This is a genomic window from Tistrella mobilis KA081020-065 (assembly GCF_000264455.2).
Lineage (GTDB): Bacteria > Pseudomonadota > Alphaproteobacteria > Tistrellales > Tistrellaceae > Tistrella > Tistrella mobilis.
This window is the reverse complement of the sequence record NC_017956.1, coordinates 3,201,204-3,225,354: the sequence shown is the minus strand read 5'-3', so window position 1 is coordinate 3,225,354 and position 24,151 is coordinate 3,201,204. Positions and strand designations below refer to the sequence as shown.

Genomic DNA, 24,151 nt, shown 5'->3' with positions numbered 1-24,151 from the left:
CTGCCGCAATCCGCGACGGATCAGCCTGACAGAAGCGTATGGTCGTGTGATGGACCACGCAAAAAGAGCCTCCCGCCCGGAAGGGCGGGAGGCTGCAGTCGGGGTCGGAACGCGTGGGTGTGGTCAGGCAGCCTTGATCTCGGCGACGTAGCCCTCGACCAGGTCGCGCAGGCGCGCGGCTTCGCCAGTGAGCGATCCGGCGGCGCTGCGGACATCTCCGGCGGCCCGGCCGGTCTCGATCGCCCGTTCCGCGACGCCGTGGATGGTGCGCATGACCTCGTCGGTCCCGCTGGAGGCCTGCTGGGTGTTGCGGGCGATCTCGGCGGTGGCGGCGACCTGTTCCTCGACGGCCGCGGCAACGGCCGAGGTCAGCTCGCCCACTTCGCCGATGGTGGTGGAGATCGACCGGATGGCACCGGCGGTGCGGTCGGTGGCGCCGACGATGGCGTCGATCTGGCTCTGGATCTCTTCGGTCGCCTTGCCGGTCTGGCTGGCCAGGCTCTTCACCTCGGACGCGACGACCGCGAAGCCCTTGCCGGCCTCGCCGGCCCGTGCCGCCTCGATGGTGGCATTCAGCGCCAGCAGGTTGGTCTGTGCGGCGATCTGCTGGATCAGCAGCACCACATCGCCGATCTTCTGTGCGGTGCGGGTCAGGTCCTGCACAACGGCATTGGTGGTCTCTGCCTGATCGACGGCCCGGCGGGTGACGTCGGCGGTGGTGGTGATGCGGCTGCCGACCTCGCGGATCGAGGCGGCGAGTTCTTCCGCCGCGGTGGCGACGGTCTGGACGTTTACCGTGGCCTGTTCGGCGGCGGCGGCGACGGTGGTGGTGCGGCTCTGGCTTTCATCCGCCGCATGGCTCAGCGTTTCGGCATTGCCGTTCATCTGGGTCGCGGCCGAGCCCAGATTGCTGACCACGCGGCCGATCTGGTCCAGGAAGCGGCTGGTGGCCGCATCCCGGCGGCTGCGCTCCGCCTCGCGGGCGGCGCGGCCGGCTTCCTGCTCGGCGGCAAGCTGGTCGGCGCGGATCATGTTGTCGCGGAAATGCGCGACCGCCTTGGCCATGTCGCCGATCTCGTCACCGCGGCCGGCGCCCGGAATCTCGACCGAGGTGTCCTTGTCGGCCAGACGGCGCATGGCGGCGGTCATGGCACTGACCGGACGGGCGACCGAGCGGACCAGCAGCAGAACGGCGGCAATCGCGATGACGAGGCCGATGGCGAGTGCCGTCAGAAGGGCGAAACGAGCCCCCTCATAAACGCCGAGCGCATGTTCCCCCGAAGCCTTGACGGCGGCGACGTTCATGTCGGTGATCTGGTCGAGCATGCTCGCGACCGCCTCGCGTGCGACACGGCTCTCGCCCTCGTAATTGGCCATGGCCTCGGCGGTGCGGTTCTCGCGCGACACGGTCAGAAGAGCGGCAGTGCCGCGGGTATAGTCGCTCCAGGCGCTGGTCAGCTTGTCGAAAGCCTGCCGTTCAGCCTCGTCGGAGATCAGCGGACGATAGGCGTCCAGCTGTTTCTGCATCTGATCGGTCAACGAGCCGATGGTCGCTTCGACCTCCGCCATGGTCTTCGCATCCTGCGAGATGACATGGCGCGCAACCGCCACGCGATGCTCCAGTGCGGTCGAATCGAGATTCGCAAGTGCAGTGAGACTGGGAACGCGATTGTTCCGCATCTCGGCGGCGGTGCTCTCCACCAGGGCCAGCCGGTCGATCGCAAAAAGCGCAATGGCCAGGATGATCAGGATCAGGGCGGCAAACGCGAGAACGAGCTTGCCGCCGATTTTGAGGGAACGGACGGACGACATGATGACGGGTGCTCCGACGTGGCTCTGAGGCGGGGCCACGAGAGGGCCGGCCGCACTCGGAGCCTACGTCGGAGGATTTAACAAAATACTTATGGAAACCGGAAATACGGAAAATCAAAGCGTCATGTCAATTGATGAGGGCGTTCAAATTCGCATCCTTTAAAAGTTAAACGATACTGACAGAGCGCCGAATTCATCATGCTGATCCTGGCCGTCGAACTCCTTCGACCGGATCACATGGGTGTAGGCGATGCGGGCGCCGTTGATGGTGATGGCGAGACCGGCCTGCAGGTCGCCGACCAGCGGCTTTTTGTCGACGCTGCGGCTGTCCTTCCAGGTGTTGCCGTCCAGGAAGATGTTGCGGGCGACCGCACGACCGTCGACGCCGGCGAAGAGATACCAGCCCCAGCTGTCGGTCGGGCGGAAATAGGTTGAGCCGGGCAGGCTGGGGCTGATCCGCGGCGGGCCGTAATCGCGCGGCAGATCCTGGCCCAGGCGGAAGGTGACGCCGGTATTGGCATAGGTGAAGGCATTGCCGAGGGCGAAGCCGGCATGCGGCGTGACATCGGCGGCAAAACCCCAGGCGGAGCCGGCCGCAAGGGCGCGCCAGCTCTTCTGATAGGTCAGCTGGACGATCGGCTCGTCCTTGAGCTGGGTGTCCCAGCCCTGGGGGTCGTCGCTCGAAATCAGCTCGTGAACGCCCTTCTGGGTCTGCTCGGCAAGCGAGGAGGGGCCGACGATGCCGAGTGACAGTTCGATCTGGTCGAGCACGCCGCCGGTTTCGGCGATCACGCCGACCGAGCCGTACAGCCAGCCGGCATAGGGACGGTCGTCGGGGTCGGGATTGCGGAGCGAGGTATCGCGCGGCGTGTACATGTTCTGGCCCAGCGACCAGACCACGCGGATGTCGCCGCCAAAGCCGGTGAAGGGGATCGCGCCCACCGCATCGCGCAGCCATTGCGGGTCGCCGCCCGGCGGGGTCATGTATGAAAAGCGGAAGCCGTTGGTGTAATGGCGGTCGGTATCGGCGAAATAGTCGTTTTCGAACACCAGCGAGAAGGTGCCGTTCTCGGCGTCGTGCTCCACCGCCACCGGCTGGTCCGGCGTGCCCTCCGCCGTGCCGACCACTGCGGTCACCGAGCCGGTCACGGCACTGCCATTGGCCGCCTGTGCGGCCGCGGGATCGGGAAGCAGGGCAAGCCCAAGCCCGGCAACCAGCGTACCACCGAATGCGGAACCGGTCCGAGTGAGGCCGGCCCGTTTGATCATCTTCATTCTTGTCGCCCCGATGGAGTTTACGTTAACGGCAGTGTTCCCCGCAGGTGACACGCCCGTCCAGCGACAAGAATGGGATGAAAAGCGTCCGGTTCCCTGCCGTCAGTCAAAATTCCACGATCTGGGGGATGGATCATCGGGAGAGAGTGTCAGCACCTCCACCCCTGTATCGGTCACGGCTACGGTGTGTTCGAACTGTGCCGTGGGGGCCCGGTCGGCGGTCACGGCCGTCCAGCCGTCGGGCAGAATGGTGGTGCGGTCGCGACCGGTGGTCAGCATCGGTTCGATGGTGAAGACCATGCCCGGCTCCAGCAGCATCCCGTCACCCGCACGTCCGACATGCAGCACCTGGGGCGCGTCGTGGAAGATGCGGCCGGTGCCGTGGCCGCAGAAACTGGTCAGCACCGCCAGCCGGTCGGCGGCGGCCCGGGCCTGGATGGCGGCGCCGATATCGCCCAGGCGCGCCCCCGGCCGGACGGCGTCGATCCCCGCCCACATCGCCTCGAAGGTGGCCAGCACCAGGCGCTTCAGCTTCAGCGGCAGTGGCCCCACGCCGAAGGTGCGGCTGGTATCGCCGTGCCAGCCGTCGACCAGCGGGGTCACGTCGACATTGACGATGTCGCCGGCCTTCAGCCGCTTCATGTCGGACGGGATGCCATGGGCCGCCACATGGTTGATCGAAATGCAGCTGGCATGGGCATAGCCCTTGTAGCCGATGGTGGCGGCTACGGCACCGGCTGCCCGCATGAAGGCATCGGCTTCGTGATCGATCTCGGCGGTGGAGATGCCCGGGCGGATCAGCGGGGCGATATGGTCCAGGGTGAGCGCCGCGATCCGGCCGGCTTCACGCAGGGCGGCGATCGCCTCAGGACCATGGATCGGCGTGTGGCGGCCGGTATCGTCGGCCTCGATCGACAGGCGGGTCATGCTGCGTCCTCTTCGATGCCGGGTGCGGTGGGCAGCAGGGTGGCCAGTTCCTCGATCAGGCGCCGTTCCCCTGGGCCGGGTGTGCGGCCTGCCTTGAGCGCCGGGCGCAGTGCCGCAACCGGCGCGTCGATGACCAGAAAGCGCAGCCGATTGCGTGCTGCCGCATCCTCGGCTGCGATCCCGAGCCGTGCGGCACAGGCATCGAAGGCGGTCTCGATCCGTGCCTCGGCGGCATCGATCGCCGCGGCCGTGCCGCCTTCGGGCGGGGCGTCGAGCACGGTGTCGAGATCGGCCAGCAGCAGGGCGCGCGCCGGGCGCGGCCGTGCCGCCGCCCAGTCGGCGAGGGCCAGGGCCGCCCGGGCCGGTTGTCCTGCGGCAAGCGGCGGGGCGAGGATGCCGGCGAGTTCATCGAGCAGGGCCGCCCACATCGCCCCCATCACCGCGGCACGGCTGTCGAAGCGATGATAGAGCGATCCCGTCGGCGCCCCCACGGCCCGGGCGATCGAGGCCATGGTCGCAGCCGAAGGGCCGCCCTCGGCCACCAGCCCGATCGCGGCTTCCACAAAGTCTTCGGCGGCGAAGCGGGGGGTGCGGACCATCCGGGTCTCCCGAATTAAATTATTTATTCTAATTGAGAGGTTCTAATTGGGCTGGCCGCCGGCGTCAAGCGCCATCGCTGGCGCCGCCCGTGGCGCCGGTTTAACGTGGGCGCGCGCAACCGGCCGGGCCGGTTGCGGATTGCGAGGGAGGAGGAGACCGGGATGTCGTCCGCAGAGACGTTCGACGTCGTGATCATCGGCGGCGGAGCCATGGGCTCGGCGGTCGCCTATTTCCTGGGGCTCGACCCGGCCTTCGATGGCCGGGTGGCGGTGGTCGAGCGCGACCCCGGCTATGCCCGGGCGTCCTCGGCGCTGTCTGCGGGATCGATCCGCCAGCAATTTTCCACCCCGGCCAATATCCACATGTCGCGCTTCGGCTATGCGCTGTTGCGCGATCCGTCGCTGCTGGCGGTCGACGGCGCCGTACCTGATCTGGGGCTGGTGCCCAGGGCCTATCTGCTGCTGGCGGGCCCGGCGGGCGGTGCCCATCTGCCGGCGGTCCATGCCGCCCAGGCAGAGGCGGGCGCCCGGTCGGCGCTGCTCGATCCGGCCGACCTCGCCGCCCGTTTCCCCTGGCTTGCGACCGAGGGGCTGTCGGGCGGCACGCTCGGGCTTGAAGGCGAGGGCTGGTTTGACGGCTGGGCGCTGCTTCAGGCCTTCAAGCGCAAGGCCCGGGCGCTCGGGGCGGTCTATCTCGACGACGAGGTGGTGGGGCTGGACAGGGACGGGGATCGGATCGCCTCGGTCCGCCTCGCCTCGGGCCGCAGGCTGGGCGCAGGCCAGGTGGTCGACGCCGCAGGCCCCCTGGCCGCGACCGTGGCGGCGATGGCCGGGCTCGATCTGCCGGTGCGGCCGCGCTGCCGCTCGGTCTTCGTGTTCGATTGCGAGCACGGCCCCCACGACGCCCCGCTGACCGTTGACCCGGCCGGCGTCTATTTCCGGCCGGAAGGCAACCGCTTCATCTGCGGCTGGTCGCCGGGAGAGGGGGATGCGGACCCCGATCAGCTCGAACTGATCGTCGATCATCCCCTGTTCGAAGAGCGGATCTGGCCCGTGCTGGCGGCGCGCGTGCCGGCCTTTGAAAGGCTGCGGCCGGGGGCGTCCTGGGCGGGGCATTACGAGATGAACGTCTTCGATGCCAACGCCCTGATCGGCCCGATGCCGGACCTCGCCAATTTCCAGGTCATCGCCGGGTTCAGCGGTCATGGTCTGCAGCAGGCCGCCGCCGCCGGCCGGGGGCTCGCCGAGCTGATCGTCCATGGCCGCTTCGTCACGCTCGACCTCGGCCAGTTCAGCCCGGCCCGGGTTGCCGAGGGGCGGCCGCTGGTAGAACTGGCGGTGATCTAGCCCGGGGGATCTAGCCCGGGGTCGGCAGGACCCAGCCGTCCCGCACCACCACCCCCAGCACGTCGCCCGGGCGCGGGGCCTCGCGGCCGGTGCGCACCGGCACCGGCTCTGGCGACCAGGGGGCGGACAGCCAGAGCAGGCGTCCTGCCCCCTCGAACACCCGCCGGTCGACGAGTGCCGGCAGGCTGCCGGTGGTGCCGCGCGGCACCGGCACCAGCTGTTCCGGCCGGAACACGGCGCGTGCCGGACCGGCGGCGGTGCCGGGCGGCACATGAAGCACCGCCTCGACCAGATCGGGCCCGGCACCAATGCGGGCGCGGGCGCGGCCGTCGGCTTCGGCCCTCAGGATCGTGACCGGCAGCACGGCGCCCTGACCGATGAAACCGGCCGTCCAGGCATCGGCCGGCCGGTCATAGATCGCTTCGGGCGTGTCGATCTGGGTGATCCGGCCGCCTTTCAGCACCGCGATCCGGTCGGCCAGCGCCATCGCTTCGGCCTGATCATGGGTGACGTAAAGCGTGGCGGCACCGGTGGCATCATGCAGGCGCCGGATCTCTTCGCCGATGCCGCGGCGCAGATGCGGGTCCAGATTGGCCAGCGGCTCGTCCATCAGCACGACCGGGGGGCGCGCCGCCAGAACCCGGGCCAGGGCGACGCGCTGGCGCTGGCCGCCCGACAGCGCATCGGGCATGGCCCCGGCGCGGTCCTGCAGCCCCACCGCCGCAAGCGCCTCTGCCACCAGGGCGGCGGTTTCGGCCGGTGCCCGGCGGGCGCGTTCCAGCGCATAGGCGACATTGCGCGCGACCGTCATCTGCGGCCACAGGGCATAGCTCTGGAACACCATGCCCACGCCGCGCGCCTCGGCCGGCACCAGGACCCGGCCGTCGCGATCCACCGGCCGGCCAGCCAGGCTGATCCGTCCGTCATCGGCGCCGTCGAGCCCGGCGACCAGGCGCAGCAGCGTGGTCTTGCCGCAGCCGGACGGGCCGAGCAGGGCCACGAATTCGCCGGGCATGACCTGAAGATCGACCCGGTCGAGCGCCGCCTTGCGGCCGTGACGGCGGGTCACCGCCTCCAGCCGGATGGCATCCGGCGGGGGTGATGAGGCAGGGGCGCGCGGCGTCATGGGCGGTCTCCGAAAGCGCTTTCAAGCCCGGGCAGGCGGGCGATCATCCGGAAGGCGAGGCCTGCAAGCCCGAGGGCTGCGGCCAGGGCGACCACGGAGAGCGCAGCGGCGCCGGCACTGTCGCCTTCGGCCTGGCGGGCATAGATCGCAACACCCACGGTCTCGGCCCCCCGCGACCAGAGCAGGGCCGAGAGGGTGAGTTCGTTGAAGGCGGTGAGCAGCACCAGCAGCGCGCCGCCGGCCGCGGGGCCGGCGAGTGCCGGCCAGGCGCCGACGCGGATCCGGGCCGGGAAGCCGGCGCCGGCCAGACGCGCGGCCTGTTCCGGGGCCGGGTCCAGCCGTTCCGCGGCGGCCCGCACCGGCGCCAGCACCAGCCCCGGAAACCGGCCGAGATAGGCGGCGAGCAGAATGGCGGGTGTGCCGTAGAGGGTGAGCCCGATGCCCGGCAGCGGCGGCAGAAAGGCCAGGATCACCCCGATCGCGAACACCGTGCCCGGCAGGGCGAGGGCCAGATCGAAGCCGCCGGCGGCCAGCCGGGCGGCGGGTGCGCCGCGCGCCGCCAGCAGGCCCAGCGGCAGCGCCACCGCAACCGACACGAGCGCGGTGACCAGGGCGAGCCAGGCCGAGGTGATCACGGCGCTGCCCGCCCCGTGGCGGAGGTCCAGTGCCGCGCGATAGCCGTCGAGACTGGCGGTGGCCGCTGTCAGGGGCACGCCGGGTGCCGGCACCAGCGAGGCCACGACCAGGGCCGCCAGCGGCAGCAGCGACAGGGCGATCATCAGCATCCAGGCCGGCCCCGCGATCTGACGGCGGCGCCTGCCCAGCGGCAGGCGGGGCACCAGCCGGCCGCCATCGGCGACGCGTGCGGCACGCCCGGCCATCAGGGATTGCAGGCGCAGCAGGCCCAGCGTGCCGAGGCCGAGCAGGCCGGCCAGGGCAGCTGCCTCGCCGAGCGCCGCCGGCCCGAAGCCCGACAGACGCTGATAGATCAGCGTCGACAGCACCGGATAGTCGCCGGGAATGCCGAGCAGGGCGGGTACGCCGAAATTGCCCGCGGCGGACACCAGCGACAGTGCCGCGGCCGCGGCAAACGCCGGGGCGACCAGCGGCCGGGCCGCGACGGCCAGGGCCGCGGCGGGGCCGGCACCTGCAACCCGTGCCGCCTCGGCGGGTTCGGCCGGAATGCGGGTGACGGCGCCGATCACCGCCAGAAAGGCGATCGGCATATGCTCCACCCCCATCACCAGCCACACGCCCCAGGCGCTCTCCAGCGGGTTGGGGCCGAACCCGCCCAGCCCCAGCACCCGGGCCAGCGGGCCTGCGGGATCGAAGGCCCGCCCCCAGGCGAGCGCCGCAATCTGGCTGGGGATCAGCATCGGCAACAGGGCGAGGGCCGCGAAACCGCGCCGGCCCGGCAGGTCGGTCAGCCCGGCCAGCAGGGCGGTCCCACCGCCCAGCACCAGAGCCGCGACCGTGGAGGCCACGGCCGTCACCAGCGTGTTGAGCCCGGCCTGCAGCACCCGCCCGTCGCCGAGCAGGCCGAGGCCGAGCCCGCCCGCCACCGCTTCCACCGCGATGAAGCCGAGCGGCAGGCCGGCCAGCAGCAGTGCTGCCGCCACCGCCGGCAGGCCCGCGCGGCCGGCGCGGGGATCGCCCGGCGGGCCGCCGGCCTCCGCCAGTGAGAGGCGGGGACGCGCCTGAAATCGGAGGCGAAAGGCCGGGATCACCCGCCGAACAGCGCCGCGAAGTGGCGGCGGGTCTCCTCGCCGATGGCGGCGAGGGTGTCGGGCGCAACCTCGAGCAGCTTGACGCTGGCCGGCCGGCCAGGCGGCGCGCCGGCCTCGGGCCGCAGCGGCATATAGCCCTGGGCGACCGTGAAGCGCTGGCCATCTTCCGACAGCAGCCAGGCCACGAAGGCGCGGGCGGCGTCGACATTGCGGGCGGTCTTCAGAATCGCGACCGGCTCGGTGACGGCGGTCGCCCCTTCCGCGGGGTAGACGAAACCGACCGGCGAGCCCTTGGCGGCGGCATTGAAGGCCATGAAATCGACCAGCACACCATAGGCGGCGCGGCCGGTCGCGACCGCATCCAGTACCGCGCCATTGCCCTGCAGGGCGGTCGCGCCATTGGTCTTCAGCGCCTCCATGTAGGACCAGCCGAGGTCTTGAGTGGCGGTGACGGTGCCGACATGGATGGTGGCGGCACCGGAATAGAGCGGGCTCGGCATCACCACCCGGTCCTTTGCGGCGGGGGCGGCGAGATCGGCCCAGCCGGTCGGTGCGGGCAGGCCGGCGGCAGTGTTCCAGGCGATGCCGGTGGCGATGATCTTGGTGCCGAACCAGGTGCGATCCTGGTCATACGACGAGACGGGCAGCCCCTCGACCGGCGCGTCGGGCCAGGCCGCCAGGCGATCGCGTGCCTTCAGCCCGGCCATGGCCACACTGTCCGCGATCAGCAGCAGGTCGGGTTCTGGGCTGCCGGCGGCGAATTCGGCATCCAGCTTGGCCAGCACCTCGGTGGTGCCCGACCGGAAGAACTCGACCGTGACCTCGGGTTCCGCCTTGTTGAAGGCGGTGATCAGATCGGCCATCGCCTTGTTGGGGGTCGAGGTGTAGACGACCAGGCGGCCCTGGGCGGCATCGGCGGCGGCGGGCATCAGGGTGGCTGCGGCAAGGGCCGCGGCCAGCAGCAGGGCGGGCGTCTTCATGGGGCGTGATCTCCACGGGCGAACCGATCTGCCCGCATACCACGTCCGTGTTGCAGGCAGATGTCGGCCGTCGCGGGATCGAGGCGTCGGTGCTCAGCCGCCGGTGCGGGTCAGCGCGCCGATCAGCACCACCGGTCCGGTGGGGGCGCCGGATGGCGAGCCGCCGGCGGGTTCGATCGAAACCGCCAGGCCCAGCCCGTCACCCAGGCGGGGGCCGAGCGTCGCGGGCAGGTCGACCCGGGTCTCGTGCGCCGGATCGATCAGGCCCAGCGAAACCGGTGCCGCGCCCTCGCCCGGCAGGGCCCAGAGTTCGAAATCCCGGGGCCCGGGCGCGGTCTCTGCCACGGTCCCGGCCGCCGGCACGCCCAGCGTGCGGACCAGCAGCCGCTTCCGGCCGAAGCCTTCGCCCGGCTCGGCCGATACCACCCAGGTCGGGGCTTCGGCGGCCTCCAGCGGGCGCAGCACCGCCACCAGCCGGGTGGCGTCGGGATCGGGCAGAGGCTGGCGGATCAGCAGGAAGGCGGCCATGGCCGCAGCCGCCACCGCGGCAAGCCCGGCCGCCCCCGCGGTCCAGCGCCAGAGGGTCAGACCGCGGCGGAGGTCGATCACCTGCGCCGCCTCGCTCCGGCTGGTGTCGCCCGCAAGGCTGGCATCGATGCCAGCCTTCAGGCGGGCGGGCGGCGTGACCGGATCCAGCGCCAGCACCATCGGGGCCAGCCGGCGTTCCCAGTCGGCGACCGCTGCGCGCAGCGCCGGATCCCGGGCGATCTCGGCGCGCAGCGCCGTCCGCGCCGGCTCGTCCAGCGTCCCCAGCACGTATTCGGCAATGTCGACGTCGCGCGGATCGGGAACCTCCCGCGGATCGGTCGGGCCGGCGGTCATTGCTCCAGGCACTCCTTCAGCGCGGCCAGGCCGCGACGGATCCAGCTCTTGACGGTGCCGAGCGGCTGGCCGGTGCGGCCGGCGATCTCGCCATGGCTCAACCCGTCGACATAGGCAAGGCGGATGCTGCCGCGCGCTCCATCGGACAGCTCGGCCAGACAGGTTTCCAGCCGGTTGAGCCGGCCGGGCAGTTCCGGTGGCGTGAAGGCGGGGGGATTGTCGGGATCCGCGGCGGCCGCCTGATCGGCCAGATCGGCGACGATGACCGGGTCGGCGGCGGTTTCGCGGCCGCGCCGGCGCAGCAGATCGAGCGCCCGATAGCGCAGAATGCCGATCGCCCAGGCGGTGACCTCGCCGCGGGCGCGGTCGTAGCGCCCGGCATTGCGCCAGATCTGCACGAAGGCGTCGTGGACGGCGTCCTCGGCCAGATCGGCATCCCTCAGCATGCGCAGGGCGACCGCGTGCAGCCGGCCCGACAGCCTGAGATACAACGCGTCGAAAGCACGCCGGTCGCCGGTGCCCACGGCTGTCAGCAGGTCGTGCAGACGGTCGGTTTCCGGCCCGTGGTCCATGGACCCGCCCCGCCCCCTCGCAATGAATGACGGGCAACCCTATCACGTCGGTGGCGGGCGGGGGGTTTCCAAAAAGCCGCGGCCCCGGCAGGCCGGCCCTTTTCCGGTCACAACTCTGGCTCTCGGATGCCCGGTATCGCTCACGTGCATGGCGGGGCGATCCGGGCGACAGTCGGGATGTGGCCGCGACGGGCACCAGCACACCTCCCGCCCGTCCCGACCGCGCCGGTCCACCGATCCCGTCGCCCATGTCCCGGCCCCGTCCCGCCGCTCATGGGAGCCCCTCTCTCTCCCGAGGGGCACCTCCTTTCCCGTAGGAGGCATCGGACCGGCCGTGCGGCGCCCGCCGCGGCCCACCTGCCCCTCTCCCCGGGGGCAGCCGAGACATCATCAGGAGCAACATCTCACATGGGCATCGCTTTCCCCCGCGTCGCAACCCGTCTCGCCTTCGCCGCAGCCGCGGTTCTGGCGGTCGCGGCCTGTGACGACGCCGACGCCCCGAGCACGCCGCCGGCCGAACAGTCGGCCCCGGCCCCCGCGCCGTCGGCGCCTGCACCTGCCCCCGCCCCATCCGCGCCTGCCAGCCCTTCGGCGCCGACTGATCAGAGCGGTGCCCCGACCGCTCCGAACACGCCGGCGCCGGTTTCTCCCAGCCCGACCACGCCGGCACAGCCCGCCCCCGATGCGCCGGGTGACGCCAGCAGCGGCGCCACCACCCCCGGCGCGGGCGATACCGGTTCGGCCGGCAGCTCCGGATCTGGCAGCAGCAATCTTGAGCCGCAGAGCGGGACGCCTTCGGGCAACCCCGCCGGCGGCGCCACCTGATCGGTCCGACCGTGAAGCAGGCCGTCGGAAGGGTGCGCCGACGGCCGGGTTCCCCTCAAGGACCGACAGGACGGGTCGGGTGTGCCGCAAGGCGCATCCGACCCGTTCCCTTTCGGGTACCCTCTCACACTGTCCGCAAGCCCGCCGTCTGGCGGGCTTGCGCCGTTTTGTGACCCCCGTCACCGCCATGCGTTGCCCGAAGGTGACCCCTCCGGAATTTCTGGACCCGATCATCCAGAAATGTCTTGAAGCCCCCGCCGGATCGGCCATCTTGTGCGGAAACCAATTCGTGGTCGCCCTGGTCCAGTAATTCGGGCGGTCCGGTCATTCGGCGGAGGCGGTATGAAAAAGATCATCCTTGGCGCGGTGGTCGTTGCGGCACTGGTCGGCGGTGGCTGGTACGGTGCGGAATGGTGGCGCCATGGCCGCTTCGTCGAAAGCACCGACGACGCCTATGTCCATGGCGACATCGCCAACATCGCGCCGCGTGTGGCCGGCCAGGTCACCGAGGTGGCGGTGAAGGACAACACCGCGATTGATGCCGGCGCCCTGCTGTTCCGGATCGACGATGCCGACTACAAGGCCAAGGTCGCCGAAGCCGAGGCGGCGCTGGCCCGCGCCCGGGCGTCGGTCGACGTGATCGACCGCCAGCTGGAGCTGCAGAAGACCGAGATCGCGCGCGCCGAGGCCGGCGTCGCCTCGGCCGAGGCGGAACGCGCCCGCGCGGCCGGCGACCTCAAGCGCTATGCCGAACTGAACCGCACCGCCGCCGCCAGCGCCCAGCGCTACGACACCGCCCGCGCCGATGCCCGCAAGGCAGAGGCGTCGCTGGCCGAGGCCAAGGCCGCCGTGGCGGCGGCCCGGGGCCAGGTGCCGGTGCTGGAGGCGAACCGCGTGGAGGCCGAAGCCCAGATCGCCTCTGCCGAGGCGACGCTTCAGGCGGCCCGGCTGGATCTTGCCCATACCGTGGTGCGGGCGCCCCAGTCGGGGATCGTGGCCAACCGCTCGGTCGAGCCCGGCGAATACGTCAAGGCCGGCCAGACCGCGCTTGCGATCGTGCCGCTGCCCGAGACCTATGTGGTTGCGAATTTCAAGGAGACCCAGCTTGCGGCGATGCGCCCCGGCCAGCCGGTGACCATCGCTGTCGACGCCCTCGGCGGGCGGGAGCTGCATGGCCGGGTCGAAAGCCTGTCGCCGGCCAGCGGCGCGCGCTTCAGCCTGCTGCCGCCCGAGAACGCCACCGGCAACTTCACCAAGATCGTCCAGCGTGTGCCGGTCCGCATTGCGGTGGACGAGGCCGATCCCGTGGCGAAGCTGCTGGTGCCGGGCCTGTCGGTCGTGGTGGCGGTCGATACCGCGGCCGAACCCGCGGCCGAAGCGGTTCAGCCCCAGTACGGCCTGGGTGCCGAGCCCACGGCCCCGCGTCTCGCACAGCGCTGAGCGGAGGCGGGTCCGATGACCGAGGCCACGTCTACAGCGGGCAGCGCACCGGCAGCGCCTGCCGCCGCGGCGCCCAAGGGGCCCTCGGTGGGGCAGATCGCCGGCTTTATCGCCATGATCTTCGGCATGTTCATGGCGATCCTGGACATCCAGATCGTGTCGTCCTCGCTGTCGGAACTCCAGGCCGGCCTTGCCGCCAGCCCCGACGAGGTCTCGTGGATCCAGACCAGCTATCTGATCGCCGAAGTGGTGATGATCCCGCTCTCGGGCTATCTCTCCCGGGCGCTGTCGACCCGCGGTCTGTTCCTGATCTCGGCCGCGGGCTTCACGGTGATGAGCGCGCTCTGCGCCACCGCCACCACCCTCGACGAGATGATCCTCTGGCGGGCGCTGCAGGGCTTCGTCGGCGGCGCGATGATCCCGACCGTGTTCGCGGCGGCCTTCCAGCTCTTCCCCGGCAACCGGCGGGCCGGCGTGTCGGTGGTGATCGGTCTGGTCGCGACACTCGCCCCCACCATCGGCCCGACCCTCGGCGGCTGGCTGACCGAGATCTTCTCGTGGCACTGGCTGTTCCTGGTGAACGTCGTGCCCGGCATTCTGGTCACGCTGGTGGTCTGGCGCGCGCCCTCGTTCGATACCGGCGATCGCAGCCTGCTGCGCCGGCTGGATCTGCTCGGGCTGGTGCTGATGGCGCTGTTCCTGGGTTCGATGGAATATGTGGTCGAAGAGGGGCCGCGTGACGACTGGTTCGACGACCGCACGATCACCTTCCTGTTCGTCGTGATGGTCGCAGCCGGCATCGGCTTCTTCTGGCGGGTGCTGAGCCACCACAACCCGATCGTCGATCTCAAGGCGTTCCGCGACCGCAATTTCGCCACCGGCTGCGTGTTCAGTTTCGTGATCGGCGTCGGCCTCTACGGTCTGGTCTATGTGCTGCCGCTCTACCTGGCGCGGATCCGCGATCTCAACGCCATGCAGATCGGCGAGGTGCTGTTCGTCACCGGCCTTGCCCAGTTCTGTTCGGCCCCCATTGCCGGCATGCTGTCGCGCAAGATGGACGTGCGGGTGATGCTGGCGATCGGCTTCACCATGCTCGCCGGGTCCACCTGGTGGATGTCGCACATCACCGCCGACTGGCAGTTCGACCAGCTGCTGTGGCCGCAGATCATGCGCGGCATGTCGCTGATGCTGTGCATGCTGCCGGTCAACCAGATCGCCCTCGGTACGCTGCCGATGGAGATGCTGAAGAATGCGAGCGGGCTCTATAATCTGATGCGCAATCTGGGCGGGGCGGTGGGGCTTGCCGGCATCAACACCCTGATGATCGACCGCAACGCCCTTCATCTGGAACGCATCGCCGACGCTGCCAATCCGAACCGGCCCGAGGTCCAGGCGGCACTCGATGCGCTTGGCCAGCGCTTTGACGGGGCGATTGCCGGCGACAGCTCGCTCGCGGCGCTCAAGACGCTGATGAACATGATCCAGGCTCAGGCGCAGGTGATGACCTTCGGCGACGTCTTTCTGGTGCTGGCGGGGATCTTCGTCGCCGCGGCGGTGATCACCACCACCGTGCGCCGGCCGCAGATGGCCGGAGCCGGCGGGGGAGGCGGGCATTGACCGAGGCGAGCCGGACCGACATCCGCCGGGTGCGGGCCGCGGTCGCCGCCGCCCGGGAAGCTGCGGCCGAAGCCTGCGGTACCGGCTGCCCGCCGGCCCGGCAGGGGCCCGGCCGGCCGCCCGACACGGAAAAGCGCCGCGCGATCCTGGAGGCAGCCCGCCGGCTGTTCACCCGCGACGGCTTCGTGGCCGGCATGGGCGAGATCGCGGCCGAGGCCGGGGTCTCGAAGCAGACGATCTACAACGCCTTCCGCAACAAGGACGAGCTTTTCCTGGCGGCGATCGCCGAGGTCGCCGACCAGATCACCGCCCATCTGGAAACCCCGGACCCCGAGGCCTCACCCCACGAGATCCTGACCCGCATCGCCTGGCATTTCATGGATGTGGTCATCACGGGTAAGATGGTCTCGGTCATGCGCATGCTGACCGGTTCGGGGCCGGGCGGCATGGCGCCGGAGCTCGCCGCCGCCTTCTACGAGATCGGCCCGGCCCGCAACGGCCGCAGGCTGGCCGACTGGCTGGCGGCACAGGATCGTGCCGGCCGGCTGTCGGTCGATGATCCCGATCTCGCGTCCGAACACTTCTTCGGTATGCTGAACGGTAAATTGCAGCTCCGCCAGCTGTTCCACGCCGCGCCGCCGCCCGACGACGCCGAGGCCGAACGGCGGGTGGAGGCTGCGGTCAGGCGCTTCCTGAAGGCCTACGCCCCCGACTGACCCGGCGGCGCTGCGCCCCCCGGGGGCCCGCGAACCGGATGCCGGGAAGGAACACGCATGCTGCGCTGGGAAGGTACGGCCCTGGGCCGCGTCGAGGATTTCACCCTGGTCGAGCGACCGATGCCCGAGCCGGGGCCCGGGCAGATGCGGCTGCGGACAGAGGCCGCCGCCCTCGGCTATGTCGACGGGCTGATCGTCCATGGCCGCTATCAGATCCGCCCCGACCTGCCCTATGTGCCGGGCGGCGAAATCGCCGGCATCGTCGATGCGACGGGCCCCGGCGTCACCCGGTATGTGCCGGGCGACCGGGTGGTGACCTGGCAGATGGGCGGCGGCCTCGCCACCCATGTCGTGGTGGCGGAGGACGAGGCCGATCCGGTGCCCGACGGGCTGTCGGGGCTCCATGCGGCGGCCATGCTGGTCGACTATCAGACGGCGGCCTACGGCCTGTTCCCGCGCGGAGGCCTGATGCCGGGGGAGCGGGTGCTGGTGACCGGGGCGTCGGGCGGGGTCGGGTCTGCGGCGGTGCAACTGGCGGCGCGGGCCGGCGCCCATGTCGTGGCGCTCGCCAGCACCGAAGAGGGACGGGCGCGGGCGATCGCGCTGGGCGCGGCTGCGGCCATATCGTCGCTCGACCCCGACATCCGGGCCCGGATCCGCGAGACCCTGCCGGGCGGCGCGATCGATATCGTGTTCGACCCTGTCGCCGGCCCCGGCTTCGAGCCCCTGTTCCGCTCGCTCGACAAGGAAGGGCGGCATCTGATCCTGGGCTTCGTCGGCGGCGCGATCCCGGCCCTGCCGGTCAATCTGCCCCTGCTCAAGAGTGCGGCCCTGATCGGGGTGGAGATCCGCCACTATCTGACGGCCCATGCCGACGAGGCGCGCGCGGTGCGGCTTGCCCTTATGGGCCGTGTGGCAGCGGGCGAGATGGAGCCGCCCCGGGTTGTGGCCATGCCGCTGGATCAGGCCCGCGAGGCGTTGACGGCGACCCTGTCTCGGAGCAAGGGCGGCAAGATTGTGGTGGTGCCGGGCGTGGTGGGGCCGGACTGAAGCGTCAGAGCGACAGGAAGAAGCCCACGAAAACCGGCGTGGCCAGGCTGACGGCGAAACCGCTGGCCAGGGCCACCAGCCCGGCCTCCCGCCCGCCATGGATGGTGATGATGCCGAGCGAGACATCCATGGCGGTGGCACCGGCCGAGGCGACCGGCGCCATCGGGCCGAAGGCGCGCACCATCAGCCCGGCGAAGACCAGGGTGATGACCTCGCGCGAGATGTTGGCCATCAGCGCCAGCGCGCCCATCACCTCGCCGCGCGCCTCGGCGATCATCACGGCGGAGAGGCTGTACCAGCCGAAGCCCGAGGCGACGGCCAGCACGTCCGGCAGGCTCATCCCCGGCAGCAGCGGCGCCACCAGCGCCGCACCGCCGAGCGTGCCCAGGATCACCGCGACAGGCACGGCGATCGCGCGCGGGCCGGCGCTGCGCAGCCGGGCCCAGGCCGACGGATCCAGTGCCGTGCCGATCCCGACCAGGAAGACCAGCAGCATAAGGGCCGGCTGGGTCGCCGCGGATGTCTGGTCTGCAAGAGCTGGTGCGAGGGCACCGAGGGCGATGCCGGCGACATAGGCGCCGAGGATGATCAGGGTCATGATCACGGCAGCGGCCTCCGCCGGGTGCGGCCGATCAGCCCCAGCAGCAGCAGCGCCACCAGGATCGACCCCGCCACTGCGGCGGCCGAGATCGTGACCGCCTTCAGCCCCGAGGCGGCGAGGGTGGCGCCAAGATCGGGCATGGCGCCGGTGCCGATGCCCATCAGCACCAGCAGCACGACGATCGACACGGTCGTCAGCCGGTCCACCGGCCGGGCGATGCGTGTCCGATGGCCGCGGAGCAGGCGGCCGAGCACGAGGCCGGCCAGAAAGGCGAGGGCAAGGGCGAGCATGGGGCGGGGGCCTTGTGCGCAGGGGTGGAACGGCGATCAGCCAGAGCTTTACGGCGACCGGTGGCGGCTGTCCATCCCATGTCCACCGCCTGAGTGGTGGCGGTGCCGGGCGGATGTCGCTAGCATGCATAAAAACAAACGTATGAATGCGGACCGGCAAGGCCCGGCCGCGCCAGGGAGGATGACCCGCATGGTCGAAATCACCCATCGCCGCGTTCCGGTCGGCGAGGTCACGCTGCATGTCGCCGAAGCCGGCCGGGCCGACGCCCCGGTCATGCTGTTCCTGCACGGCTTTCCGGAATTCTGGTACGCCTGGAAGGGCATGATGTCCCGCTTCGCAGGCGAGTATCGCTGCGTGGCCCCCGATCTGCGCGGCTTCGGCGAGAGCGACGCCCCGGCCGAGGTGGAAGCCTACCGGACGAAGCGGGTGGTGGGCGACATCCTGGGGCTGATCGATGCGCTGGGGGTGGAAAAGGTGATCCTGGTCGCCCATGACTGGGGCGGGGCGGCGGCCTGGTCCTTCGCCATGGCCCATCCGGGCCGCATCCACCGGCTGATCATCCTGAACTCGCCCCATCCCGCGACCTTCCAGCGCGAGCTGATGCGCAATCCCGAGCAGATCCGGGCCAGCCAGTATTTCCGCCTGTTCCGCACGCCCGAAGCCGAAGAGAAGCTGTCGGCCAATGATTTCGACTGGCTGTGGCGGTTCTCGATGCGCCCGGTCTACGACAAGGGGCTGATGACCGACGAAGACCGTGCCGCCTATCTGGAGGCCTGGGGCCGGCCCGGCCGGCTGACCGGCGGGCTGAACTGGTACCGGGCCTCGCCCATCGACGTGGTGCCGGCGGGCACGACCCCGCCCGAGCAGCCGCTGCTCGATCCCGCGGTCTATTCGGTCAGGGTGCCGACCCTGGTGATCTGGGGGCTGGGCGATACGGCGCTCGTGCCCGGGCTGATCGAGGGGCTGGAGGCCTGGGTGCCGGATCTCAGAATTGAGCGTGTGCAGCATGCCACCCACTGGATCGCCCATGAGGCGCCGGACGAGGTGGAGGCCCATATCCGCGATTTCCTCAGCAAGCGCGGATAGGTTTGTACGGATATTACCGTCAGGCACGATTTATGGACATCATGATACTCTGAATGGGCATTCGGCGGTTGTATCCGTATCGAGTGCCCATTTCTGCCCGCCATGTGCCACTTGCTCCACCTGCCGGCCCGGTTTATAGTGCACTGCACATAAAACAAGGGACCGGGGCCGGCATCGCCCTGCCACCGGACGAGAATGCAGTCGCCCGCGGCCCGCCCGCGGGCTCGTGGAGAGCATGACGGGTCCGGCCGCGCGCGACCGGGCGCAGTATCGAAAGGTCTGGTTCCCATGACCGCGATCAGCGGCCTGAGCCTCGAAGACATGACCGTCGGCATGGAGTCGACGATCTCCCATACCGTGACCGACGCCGATGTGCGGGCCTTTGCCGACATTTCGGGCGATCACAACCCGGTCCATCTGGACGAGGACTTCGCACAGACGACGCCGTTCAAGGGCCGTATCGCCCACGGCGCCTTCACCACGAGCTTGATTTCCGCGGTTCTCGGAACCAGACTGCCCGGGCCCGGCGCCATCCTGGTCGACCAGAGCTTCCGGTACCGCGCGCCCGTGCGCATCGGCGACACGGTGACGGCACTGGTCCGGGTGAACGAGATCGATCCGGCGCGCCGGCGCGTGACGCTCGCCACCGAATGCCTGGTGGGCGGCACGGTCGTCGTCGACGGCATCACCAAGGTCATGGTGCCGGCCCGCGCGGCCGCACTCGCTGCCGCCGGCTGATCCGCCGGCCCGGGCGGGGCGGCGGCGGTCCGCGCGACCCATCGCCCCGCCTGCCCGGGGCCGGACACATGGACGGGGAATGCGGCTCTACAGACGTTTCGAAGGTTTGGGCCCCGAGGCACGCGGTCTTGCCGTGGCGCTCGGGAATTTCGACGGTGTGCATCGCGGCCATCAGGCGGTGATCGGCGCCGCGGAATCGGCCGCACGCCGCCTCAACACCCGGCCGGCGGTGCTCACCTTCGAGCCCCACCCCCGCAGCGTGCTGCAGCCCGATCGGGCGCCCGGCCGGCTGCAGACCCCGGCCGACAAACTGCGTGTGCTGGACGATGCCGGCATCGCCGCGGTGTTCATGCTGCGCTTCGACCGCCTGCTGGCCGCCATGCCGGCCGAAGACTTCGTGGAGCGGGTGCTGTGGCGCGGGCTGCGCGTCGCCCATCTCTCCATCGGCCATGATTTCGTCTTCGGCAAGGGCCGGGGCGGCGATGCCAAGATGCTGGAAGCCGCCGCCCAGGCCCATGGCTTCAGCCTGTCGGTGGTGGAGCCGCGCGCCGATGGCGACACGATCTTTTCGTCCACCGCCATCCGCGCCGCGATCACCGGGGGCGACATGGTGCGTGCCGCCCGCCTGCTCGGCCGGCCCTGGTCGGTGTCGGGCCGGGTGCGCGGCGGCGACCGGCGCGGGCGGACCATCGGTTTTCCCACCGCCAATGTCGCGATCGGCCGCTATGTCGAGCCGGCGACCGGTGTCTATGCGATCCGGGTGAATGTCGCACCCGGCCGCGGTCCCGGTGGCGAGGTGCTGCCCGGCGGCCATTTCGGCGGTGTTGCCAATTTCGGCCGCCGCCCCACCTTCGACAAGCGCGACCTGCTGCTCGAGGCGCATCTCTTCGATTTTGCCGGCGATCTTTACGGCCGGCGGGTGGAGATCGCCTTCATCGAGCGCATTCGTCCCGAGCGCCGCTTCGACGGGATCGAGGCCCTGAAGGCCCAGATCGCCGCCGATGCCGAACAGGCGCGATCGCTTCTCGCCAGGGCAGCCGACCGGCGCTATCCATGAGCCTCGCCCCATGGCATGATGCGGCCCGCCCGGGTTCGGGCGTGCCTGCCCTTATGCCATCGGCCGTGCATTCCGCCGGCCGGTGTCTCCCCGTCACCAACCTGAAGCCCGGAAGGGCCGGACCTCGATGAGCGTGGACTACAAAGCCTCGGTTTTCCTGCCCCAGACCCGTTTCCCCATGCGCGGCAACCTGCCGGCCAACGAACCCGGTCTGCTCGACCGCTGGTCCGGCCAGGACCTTTATGCACGCCTGCGCGAAGACGGCCGGGACCGCGAGCGCTTCGTGCTCCATGACGGGCCGCCCTATGCGAACGGCCATCTCCATATCGGCCATGCGCTGAACAAGATCCTGAAGGACGTGATCAGCCGCTGCCAGCAGATGCAGGGCCGCGATGCACCCTACGTCCCCGGCTGGGATTGCCACGGTCTGCCGATCGAGTGGGAGATCGAGAAGCGCTATCGCGAGAAGGGCCGGAACAAGGACGAAGTGCCGCTGGTCGAGTTCCGCCGCGAATGCCGTGAATTCGCGAGCCACTGGATCGATGTGCAGCGCGAAGAGTTCAAGCGCCTGGGCGTCCTCGGCGACTGGGAACGGCCCTATCTCACGATGACCTTCAGCGCCGAGGCGCAGATCGTGCGGGAGCTGGGCAAGTTCCTCACCTCCGGTCAGCTCTATCGCGGCCCCCAGGCCGTGATGTGGTCGCCGGTCGAAAAGACCGCGCTGGCCGAGGCCGAGATCGAATATCACGACAAGACCTCGACCACGATCACCGTGCGCTTCCCGGTGGTGAAGGCCACCCATCCGGCGCTGGACGGGGCCGCGGTCCTGATCTGGACCACCACCCCCTGGACCATCCCCGGCAACCGCGCAGTCGCCTATGGCCCGGATCTCGACTATGTCGCGATCCGCGTGACCGGCATCGCCGACGGCTCGCTCGCCCGCATGGGCGAGGTGCTGGTGCTGGCTGAGGCGCTGGCCGCTCAGGTGCTGGCCGAGGCCGGCATCACCGGCCATGAGGTGGTCGCCACCTTCAAGGGCAGCGCCTTCGAAGGCGCCGTCTGCGCCCATCCCTTCCATGGCCGCGGCTATGATTTCGAAGTGCCGCTGCTGCCGGGCGACCATGTCACCACCGAGCAGGGCACCGGCCTTGTCCACACCGCCCCCGGCCATGGCGAGGAAGACTTCCTGCTGGGCCGTGCCTTCGGGCTGGAGGTGCCGGACACGGTGGCCGAGGACGGCACCTATACCGATCAGGTGCCGATCTTCGCCGGCGACCATGTCTTCAAGGTCGACGACCGGATGTGCGACGAGCTGACCGGGGCGGGCGCGCTGCTTGCCCGTGGCAGGCTGCGCCACAGCTATCCGCATTCCTGGCGGTCCAAGGCGCCGGTCATCTTCCGCGCCACTCGCCAGTGGTTCATCTCGATGGAGCATGCCCGGCTGCGCGAGAAGGCGCTGGCCGCGATCGATCAGGTGCGCTGGGTGCCCGAGACCGGGCGCAACCGCATCCGCTCGATGGTGGAAACCCGTCCCGACTGGCTGGTCTCGCGTCAGCGCGCCTGGGGTGTGCCGATCACCGTGTTCGTGGACCGGAAGACCGGTGAACCGCTGCGCGATCCCGAGGTCATCGACCGGGTGGCGATCGCGGTGGCCGAAGAGGGCGCAGAGGCCTGGTATACCCGCGATCCGGCCGAATTCCTCGGCAAGGGCCGCAACCCCGAGGATTACGAGCAGGTCACCGACATCCTGGATGTCTGGTTCGACAGTGGCTCGACCCATTCCTTCACGCTTGAAGGCCGCAACGACCTGAAGTGGCCGGCCTCGCTCTATCTCGAAGGCTCGGATCAGCATCGCGGCTGGTTCCAGTCGTCGCTGCTCGAATCCTGCGGCACCCGCGGCACGGCGCCCTATGAAGCGGTGCTGACCCATGGTTTCGTGCTCGACGGCGAAGGCCGCAAGATGTCGAAATCGGTCGGCAACGTCATCGCCCCCCAGCAGGTGATCGAACAGTACGGCGCCGACATCCTCAGGCTCTGGGTGGTGTCGGCCGACTATTCGCAGGATGTGCGCATCTCCAAGGAGATCCTGTCCTCGCAGGCCGATGCCTATCGCCGGCTGCGCAACACCTTCCGCTATCTGCTGGGCGCGCTCGACGGCTTCACCGAGGCCGAGCGCCTGCCCCTGGCCGAGATGCCCGAGCTGGAGCGCTTCATCCTGCACCGGCTGTGGGAGCTGGACGGCCAGATCCGCAAGGCGATCGCGGCCTATGACTTCCACACCATGGCGACGCTGCTGCACAATTTCTGCGCCGTCGACCTGTCGGCCTTCTATTTCGACGTCCGCAAGGACGTGCTCTATTGCGACGCGCCCGACAGCATCCGCCGCCGGGCGACCCGCACCGTGATGGACCTGCTGTTCGATCGTCTGACCGTCTGGTCGGCGCCGATCCTGGTGTTCACGGCCGAGGAAGCCTGGCTCGCCCGCTTCCCCGAGGGCCAGGTGCCCGAGGGCGAGAGCGTGCATCGCCGGATCTTCCCCGACACCGACGACGCCTGGCGCAACGACGCGCTGGCCGATCGCTGGCGGCGGGTCCGTCAGATCCGCCGGGTGATCACCGGCGCGATCGAGGTGGAGCGCCGCGAGAAGCGTATCCGGGCGAGCCTCGAGGCGCATCCGACCGTCTGGCTGGCGCCGGAACATGCCCATGTCTTCGACGGGCTGGATCCGGCCGAGCTGTCGATCACCTCTGACGCCACGCTCACCGGCGGCGATGCCCCGGCCGATGCCTTCCGGCTGGACGACGTGCCGGGCGTGGCCGTGGTGGTCGGCCGGGCAGATGGCGAGAAATGCGCCCGGTGCTGGAAGGTCCTGCCCGAGGTCGGCACCCATGCCGATCATCCGGAGCTGTGCGACCGCTGTGCGGATGCCGTGGCCCATGGCTGAACGGGGATCGGTGGCCGAGGCGGCCTGGCACCAGGCGGCGAGGGCCCGCAGCCGGCGCATGCTGGTCGTGGGCTTCCTGCTGGTGTTCCTGGCCGACCAGATCACCAAGCAGCTGGCGCTCGCCGCCTTCGACATGCCGGGTGACGGCGTCGTCGTCACCTTCTTCTTCAACCTGACACTCGTGTTCAATCGCGGGGTCAGTTTCGGTATGTTGGCCCAGCATGGCGAGCTTGCCCGCTGGGGGCTGGCGGTGATGGCGACGGTGGTGGCCGTTCTCCTCGGCCGCTGGGCCTGGAAGGGCGAGCGGCCGCTGACGGCGCTGGGGCTGGGTTTCGTGGCCGGCGGCGCCATCGGCAATGCGCTCGACCGGGTCCGGATCGGTGCGGTGGTGGACTTCCTGGATGTCCACTATGCCGGCTGGCACTGGCCCGCCTTCAACATCGCCGATGCCGGCATCACGCTCGGCGTGATCCTGCTGTTGGTGGACGGCCTGTTCGGCCGCGATCCGGCCGGCCCGGAAAAGACCTGACCAGGGGGGC

22 protein-coding genes are annotated in these 24,151 nt (G+C 70.3%); 11 read left to right on the top strand and 11 right to left on the bottom strand.

Annotation, left to right across the window (positions count from 1 at the left end; all coding sequences use genetic code 11):
- Positions 1–123: 123 nt before the first annotated feature.
- The 4 genes from TMO_RS14670 to TMO_RS29515 all read right to left on the bottom strand — a co-directional run bounded on the left by TMO_RS14670 (position 124) and on the right by TMO_RS29515 (position 4,613).
- Entirely contained in the window at positions 124–1,812 is a 1,689-nt protein-coding gene (locus tag TMO_RS14670; protein ID WP_014746426.1) for a methyl-accepting chemotaxis protein, read from the bottom strand.
- 159 nt (positions 1,813–1,971) lie between these two features.
- A complete protein-coding gene (locus TMO_RS14665) occupies positions 1,972–3,087 on the bottom strand; it encodes a lipid A deacylase LpxR family protein (protein ID WP_014746425.1) in 1,116 nt (371 codons plus the stop codon).
- 102 nt (positions 3,088–3,189) lie between these two features.
- On the bottom strand, positions 3,190–4,014 hold the full coding sequence (gene map, locus TMO_RS14660) for a type I methionyl aminopeptidase (RefSeq protein ID WP_014746424.1): 825 nt from the start codon (positions 4,012–4,014) through the stop codon (positions 3,190–3,192).
- Positions 4,011–4,613: a TetR/AcrR family transcriptional regulator gene (locus TMO_RS29515; RefSeq protein WP_014746423.1), complete on the bottom strand. Its 603-nt coding sequence runs from the start codon at positions 4,611–4,613 to the stop codon at positions 4,011–4,013. Before TMO_RS29515 ends, map begins: the two co-directional genes overlap by 4 nt.
- 162 nt (positions 4,614–4,775) lie before the next feature.
- Between TMO_RS29515 and TMO_RS14650 the strand changes: the two genes are divergently transcribed.
- On the top strand, positions 4,776–5,960 hold the full coding sequence (locus TMO_RS14650; protein ID WP_014746422.1) for an NAD(P)/FAD-dependent oxidoreductase: 1,185 nt from the start codon (positions 4,776–4,778) through the stop codon (positions 5,958–5,960).
- Positions 5,961–5,970: 10 nt separating this feature from the next.
- Here the strand turns inward: TMO_RS14650 and TMO_RS14645 are convergent, their stop codons facing one another.
- From TMO_RS14645 to TMO_RS14625, 5 genes are all read right to left on the bottom strand, one after another.
- Positions 5,971–7,086: an ABC transporter ATP-binding protein gene (locus TMO_RS14645; RefSeq protein ID WP_014746421.1), complete on the bottom strand. Its 1,116-nt coding sequence runs from the start codon at positions 7,084–7,086 to the stop codon at positions 5,971–5,973.
- Complete coding sequence (locus TMO_RS14640) at positions 7,083–8,705, bottom strand: ABC transporter permease (protein ID WP_014746420.1); 1,623 nt, start codon at positions 8,703–8,705, stop codon at positions 7,083–7,085. The genes TMO_RS14645 and TMO_RS14640 overlap by 4 nt, the downstream gene beginning before the upstream one ends.
- A gap of 104 nt (positions 8,706–8,809) precedes the next feature.
- Complete coding sequence (locus tag TMO_RS14635) at positions 8,810–9,793, bottom strand: ABC transporter substrate-binding protein (protein ID WP_014746419.1); 984 nt, start codon at positions 9,791–9,793, stop codon at positions 8,810–8,812.
- Positions 9,794–9,886: 93 nt separating this feature from the next.
- Positions 9,887–10,675, bottom strand: coding sequence for an anti-sigma factor domain-containing protein (locus TMO_RS14630; protein WP_014746418.1), 789 nt, complete (start codon positions 10,673–10,675; stop codon positions 9,887–9,889).
- Positions 10,672–11,247: a sigma-70 family RNA polymerase sigma factor gene (locus TMO_RS14625; protein WP_014746417.1), complete on the bottom strand. Its 576-nt coding sequence runs from the start codon at positions 11,245–11,247 to the stop codon at positions 10,672–10,674. The genes TMO_RS14630 and TMO_RS14625 overlap by 4 nt, the downstream gene beginning before the upstream one ends.
- 408 nt (positions 11,248–11,655) lie before the next feature.
- Here TMO_RS14625 and TMO_RS31700 point away from each other — a divergent pair, with 408 nt between their 5' ends.
- The 5 genes from TMO_RS31700 to TMO_RS14600 all read left to right on the top strand — a co-directional run bounded on the left by TMO_RS31700 (position 11,656) and on the right by TMO_RS14600 (position 16,895).
- Positions 11,656–12,072, top strand: a complete 417-nt coding sequence (locus TMO_RS31700; RefSeq protein ID WP_041605001.1) for a hypothetical protein — start codon at positions 11,656–11,658, stop codon at positions 12,070–12,072.
- A 342-nt stretch (positions 12,073–12,414) separates the two neighbouring features.
- The gene (locus TMO_RS14615) at positions 12,415–13,512 is read left to right on the top strand and encodes an HlyD family secretion protein (RefSeq protein ID WP_014746415.1); all 1,098 of its coding nucleotides are present in this window, start codon (positions 12,415–12,417) and stop codon (positions 13,510–13,512) included.
- Positions 13,513–13,527: 15 nt separating this feature from the next.
- Positions 13,528–15,129, top strand: a complete 1,602-nt coding sequence (locus TMO_RS14610; RefSeq protein ID WP_014746414.1) for a DHA2 family efflux MFS transporter permease subunit — start codon at positions 13,528–13,530, stop codon at positions 15,127–15,129.
- Positions 15,126–15,845, top strand: coding sequence for a TetR/AcrR family transcriptional regulator (locus tag TMO_RS14605; RefSeq protein WP_014746413.1), 720 nt, complete (start codon positions 15,126–15,128; stop codon positions 15,843–15,845). The genes TMO_RS14610 and TMO_RS14605 overlap by 4 nt, the downstream gene beginning before the upstream one ends.
- A 57-nt stretch (positions 15,846–15,902) precedes the next feature.
- The gene (locus TMO_RS14600) at positions 15,903–16,895 is read left to right on the top strand and encodes an NADPH:quinone oxidoreductase family protein (RefSeq protein WP_014746412.1); all 993 of its coding nucleotides are present in this window, start codon (positions 15,903–15,905) and stop codon (positions 16,893–16,895) included.
- Between the two features lie 4 nt (positions 16,896–16,899).
- On the opposite strand, the gene TMO_RS31260 is transcribed toward TMO_RS14600, so the two are convergent.
- Positions 16,900–17,493 (bottom strand): lysine exporter LysO family protein, encoded by a 594-nt coding sequence (locus TMO_RS31260; protein WP_041606502.1) that lies wholly within the window; start codon positions 17,491–17,493, stop codon positions 16,900–16,902.
- A 2-nt stretch (positions 17,494–17,495) separates the two neighbouring features.
- Entirely contained in the window at positions 17,496–17,786 is a 291-nt protein-coding gene (locus tag TMO_RS31255) for a LysO family transporter (RefSeq protein ID WP_014746410.1), read from the bottom strand.
- Between the two features lie 190 nt (positions 17,787–17,976).
- On the opposite strand from TMO_RS31255, the gene TMO_RS14585 reads away from it, so the two are divergent.
- From TMO_RS14585 to lspA, 5 genes are all read left to right on the top strand, one after another.
- Complete coding sequence (locus tag TMO_RS14585; protein WP_014746409.1) at positions 17,977–18,873, top strand: alpha/beta fold hydrolase; 897 nt, start codon at positions 17,977–17,979, stop codon at positions 18,871–18,873.
- Between the two features lie 288 nt (positions 18,874–19,161).
- Positions 19,162–19,611 (top strand): MaoC family dehydratase, encoded by a 450-nt coding sequence (locus TMO_RS14580; RefSeq protein ID WP_014746408.1) that lies wholly within the window; start codon positions 19,162–19,164, stop codon positions 19,609–19,611.
- A 79-nt stretch (positions 19,612–19,690) separates the two neighbouring features.
- Positions 19,691–20,668, top strand: a complete 978-nt coding sequence (locus TMO_RS14575) for a bifunctional riboflavin kinase/FAD synthetase (RefSeq protein WP_014746407.1) — start codon at positions 19,691–19,693, stop codon at positions 20,666–20,668.
- Positions 20,669–20,795: 127 nt separating this feature from the next.
- Positions 20,796–23,612 (top strand): isoleucine--tRNA ligase, encoded by a 2,817-nt coding sequence (ileS, locus tag TMO_RS14570; protein ID WP_014746406.1) that lies wholly within the window; start codon positions 20,796–20,798, stop codon positions 23,610–23,612.
- Complete coding sequence (gene lspA / locus TMO_RS14565; protein ID WP_014746405.1) at positions 23,605–24,141, top strand: signal peptidase II; 537 nt, start codon at positions 23,605–23,607, stop codon at positions 24,139–24,141. The genes ileS and lspA overlap by 8 nt, the downstream gene beginning before the upstream one ends.
- Positions 24,142–24,151 lie beyond the last annotated feature (10 nt).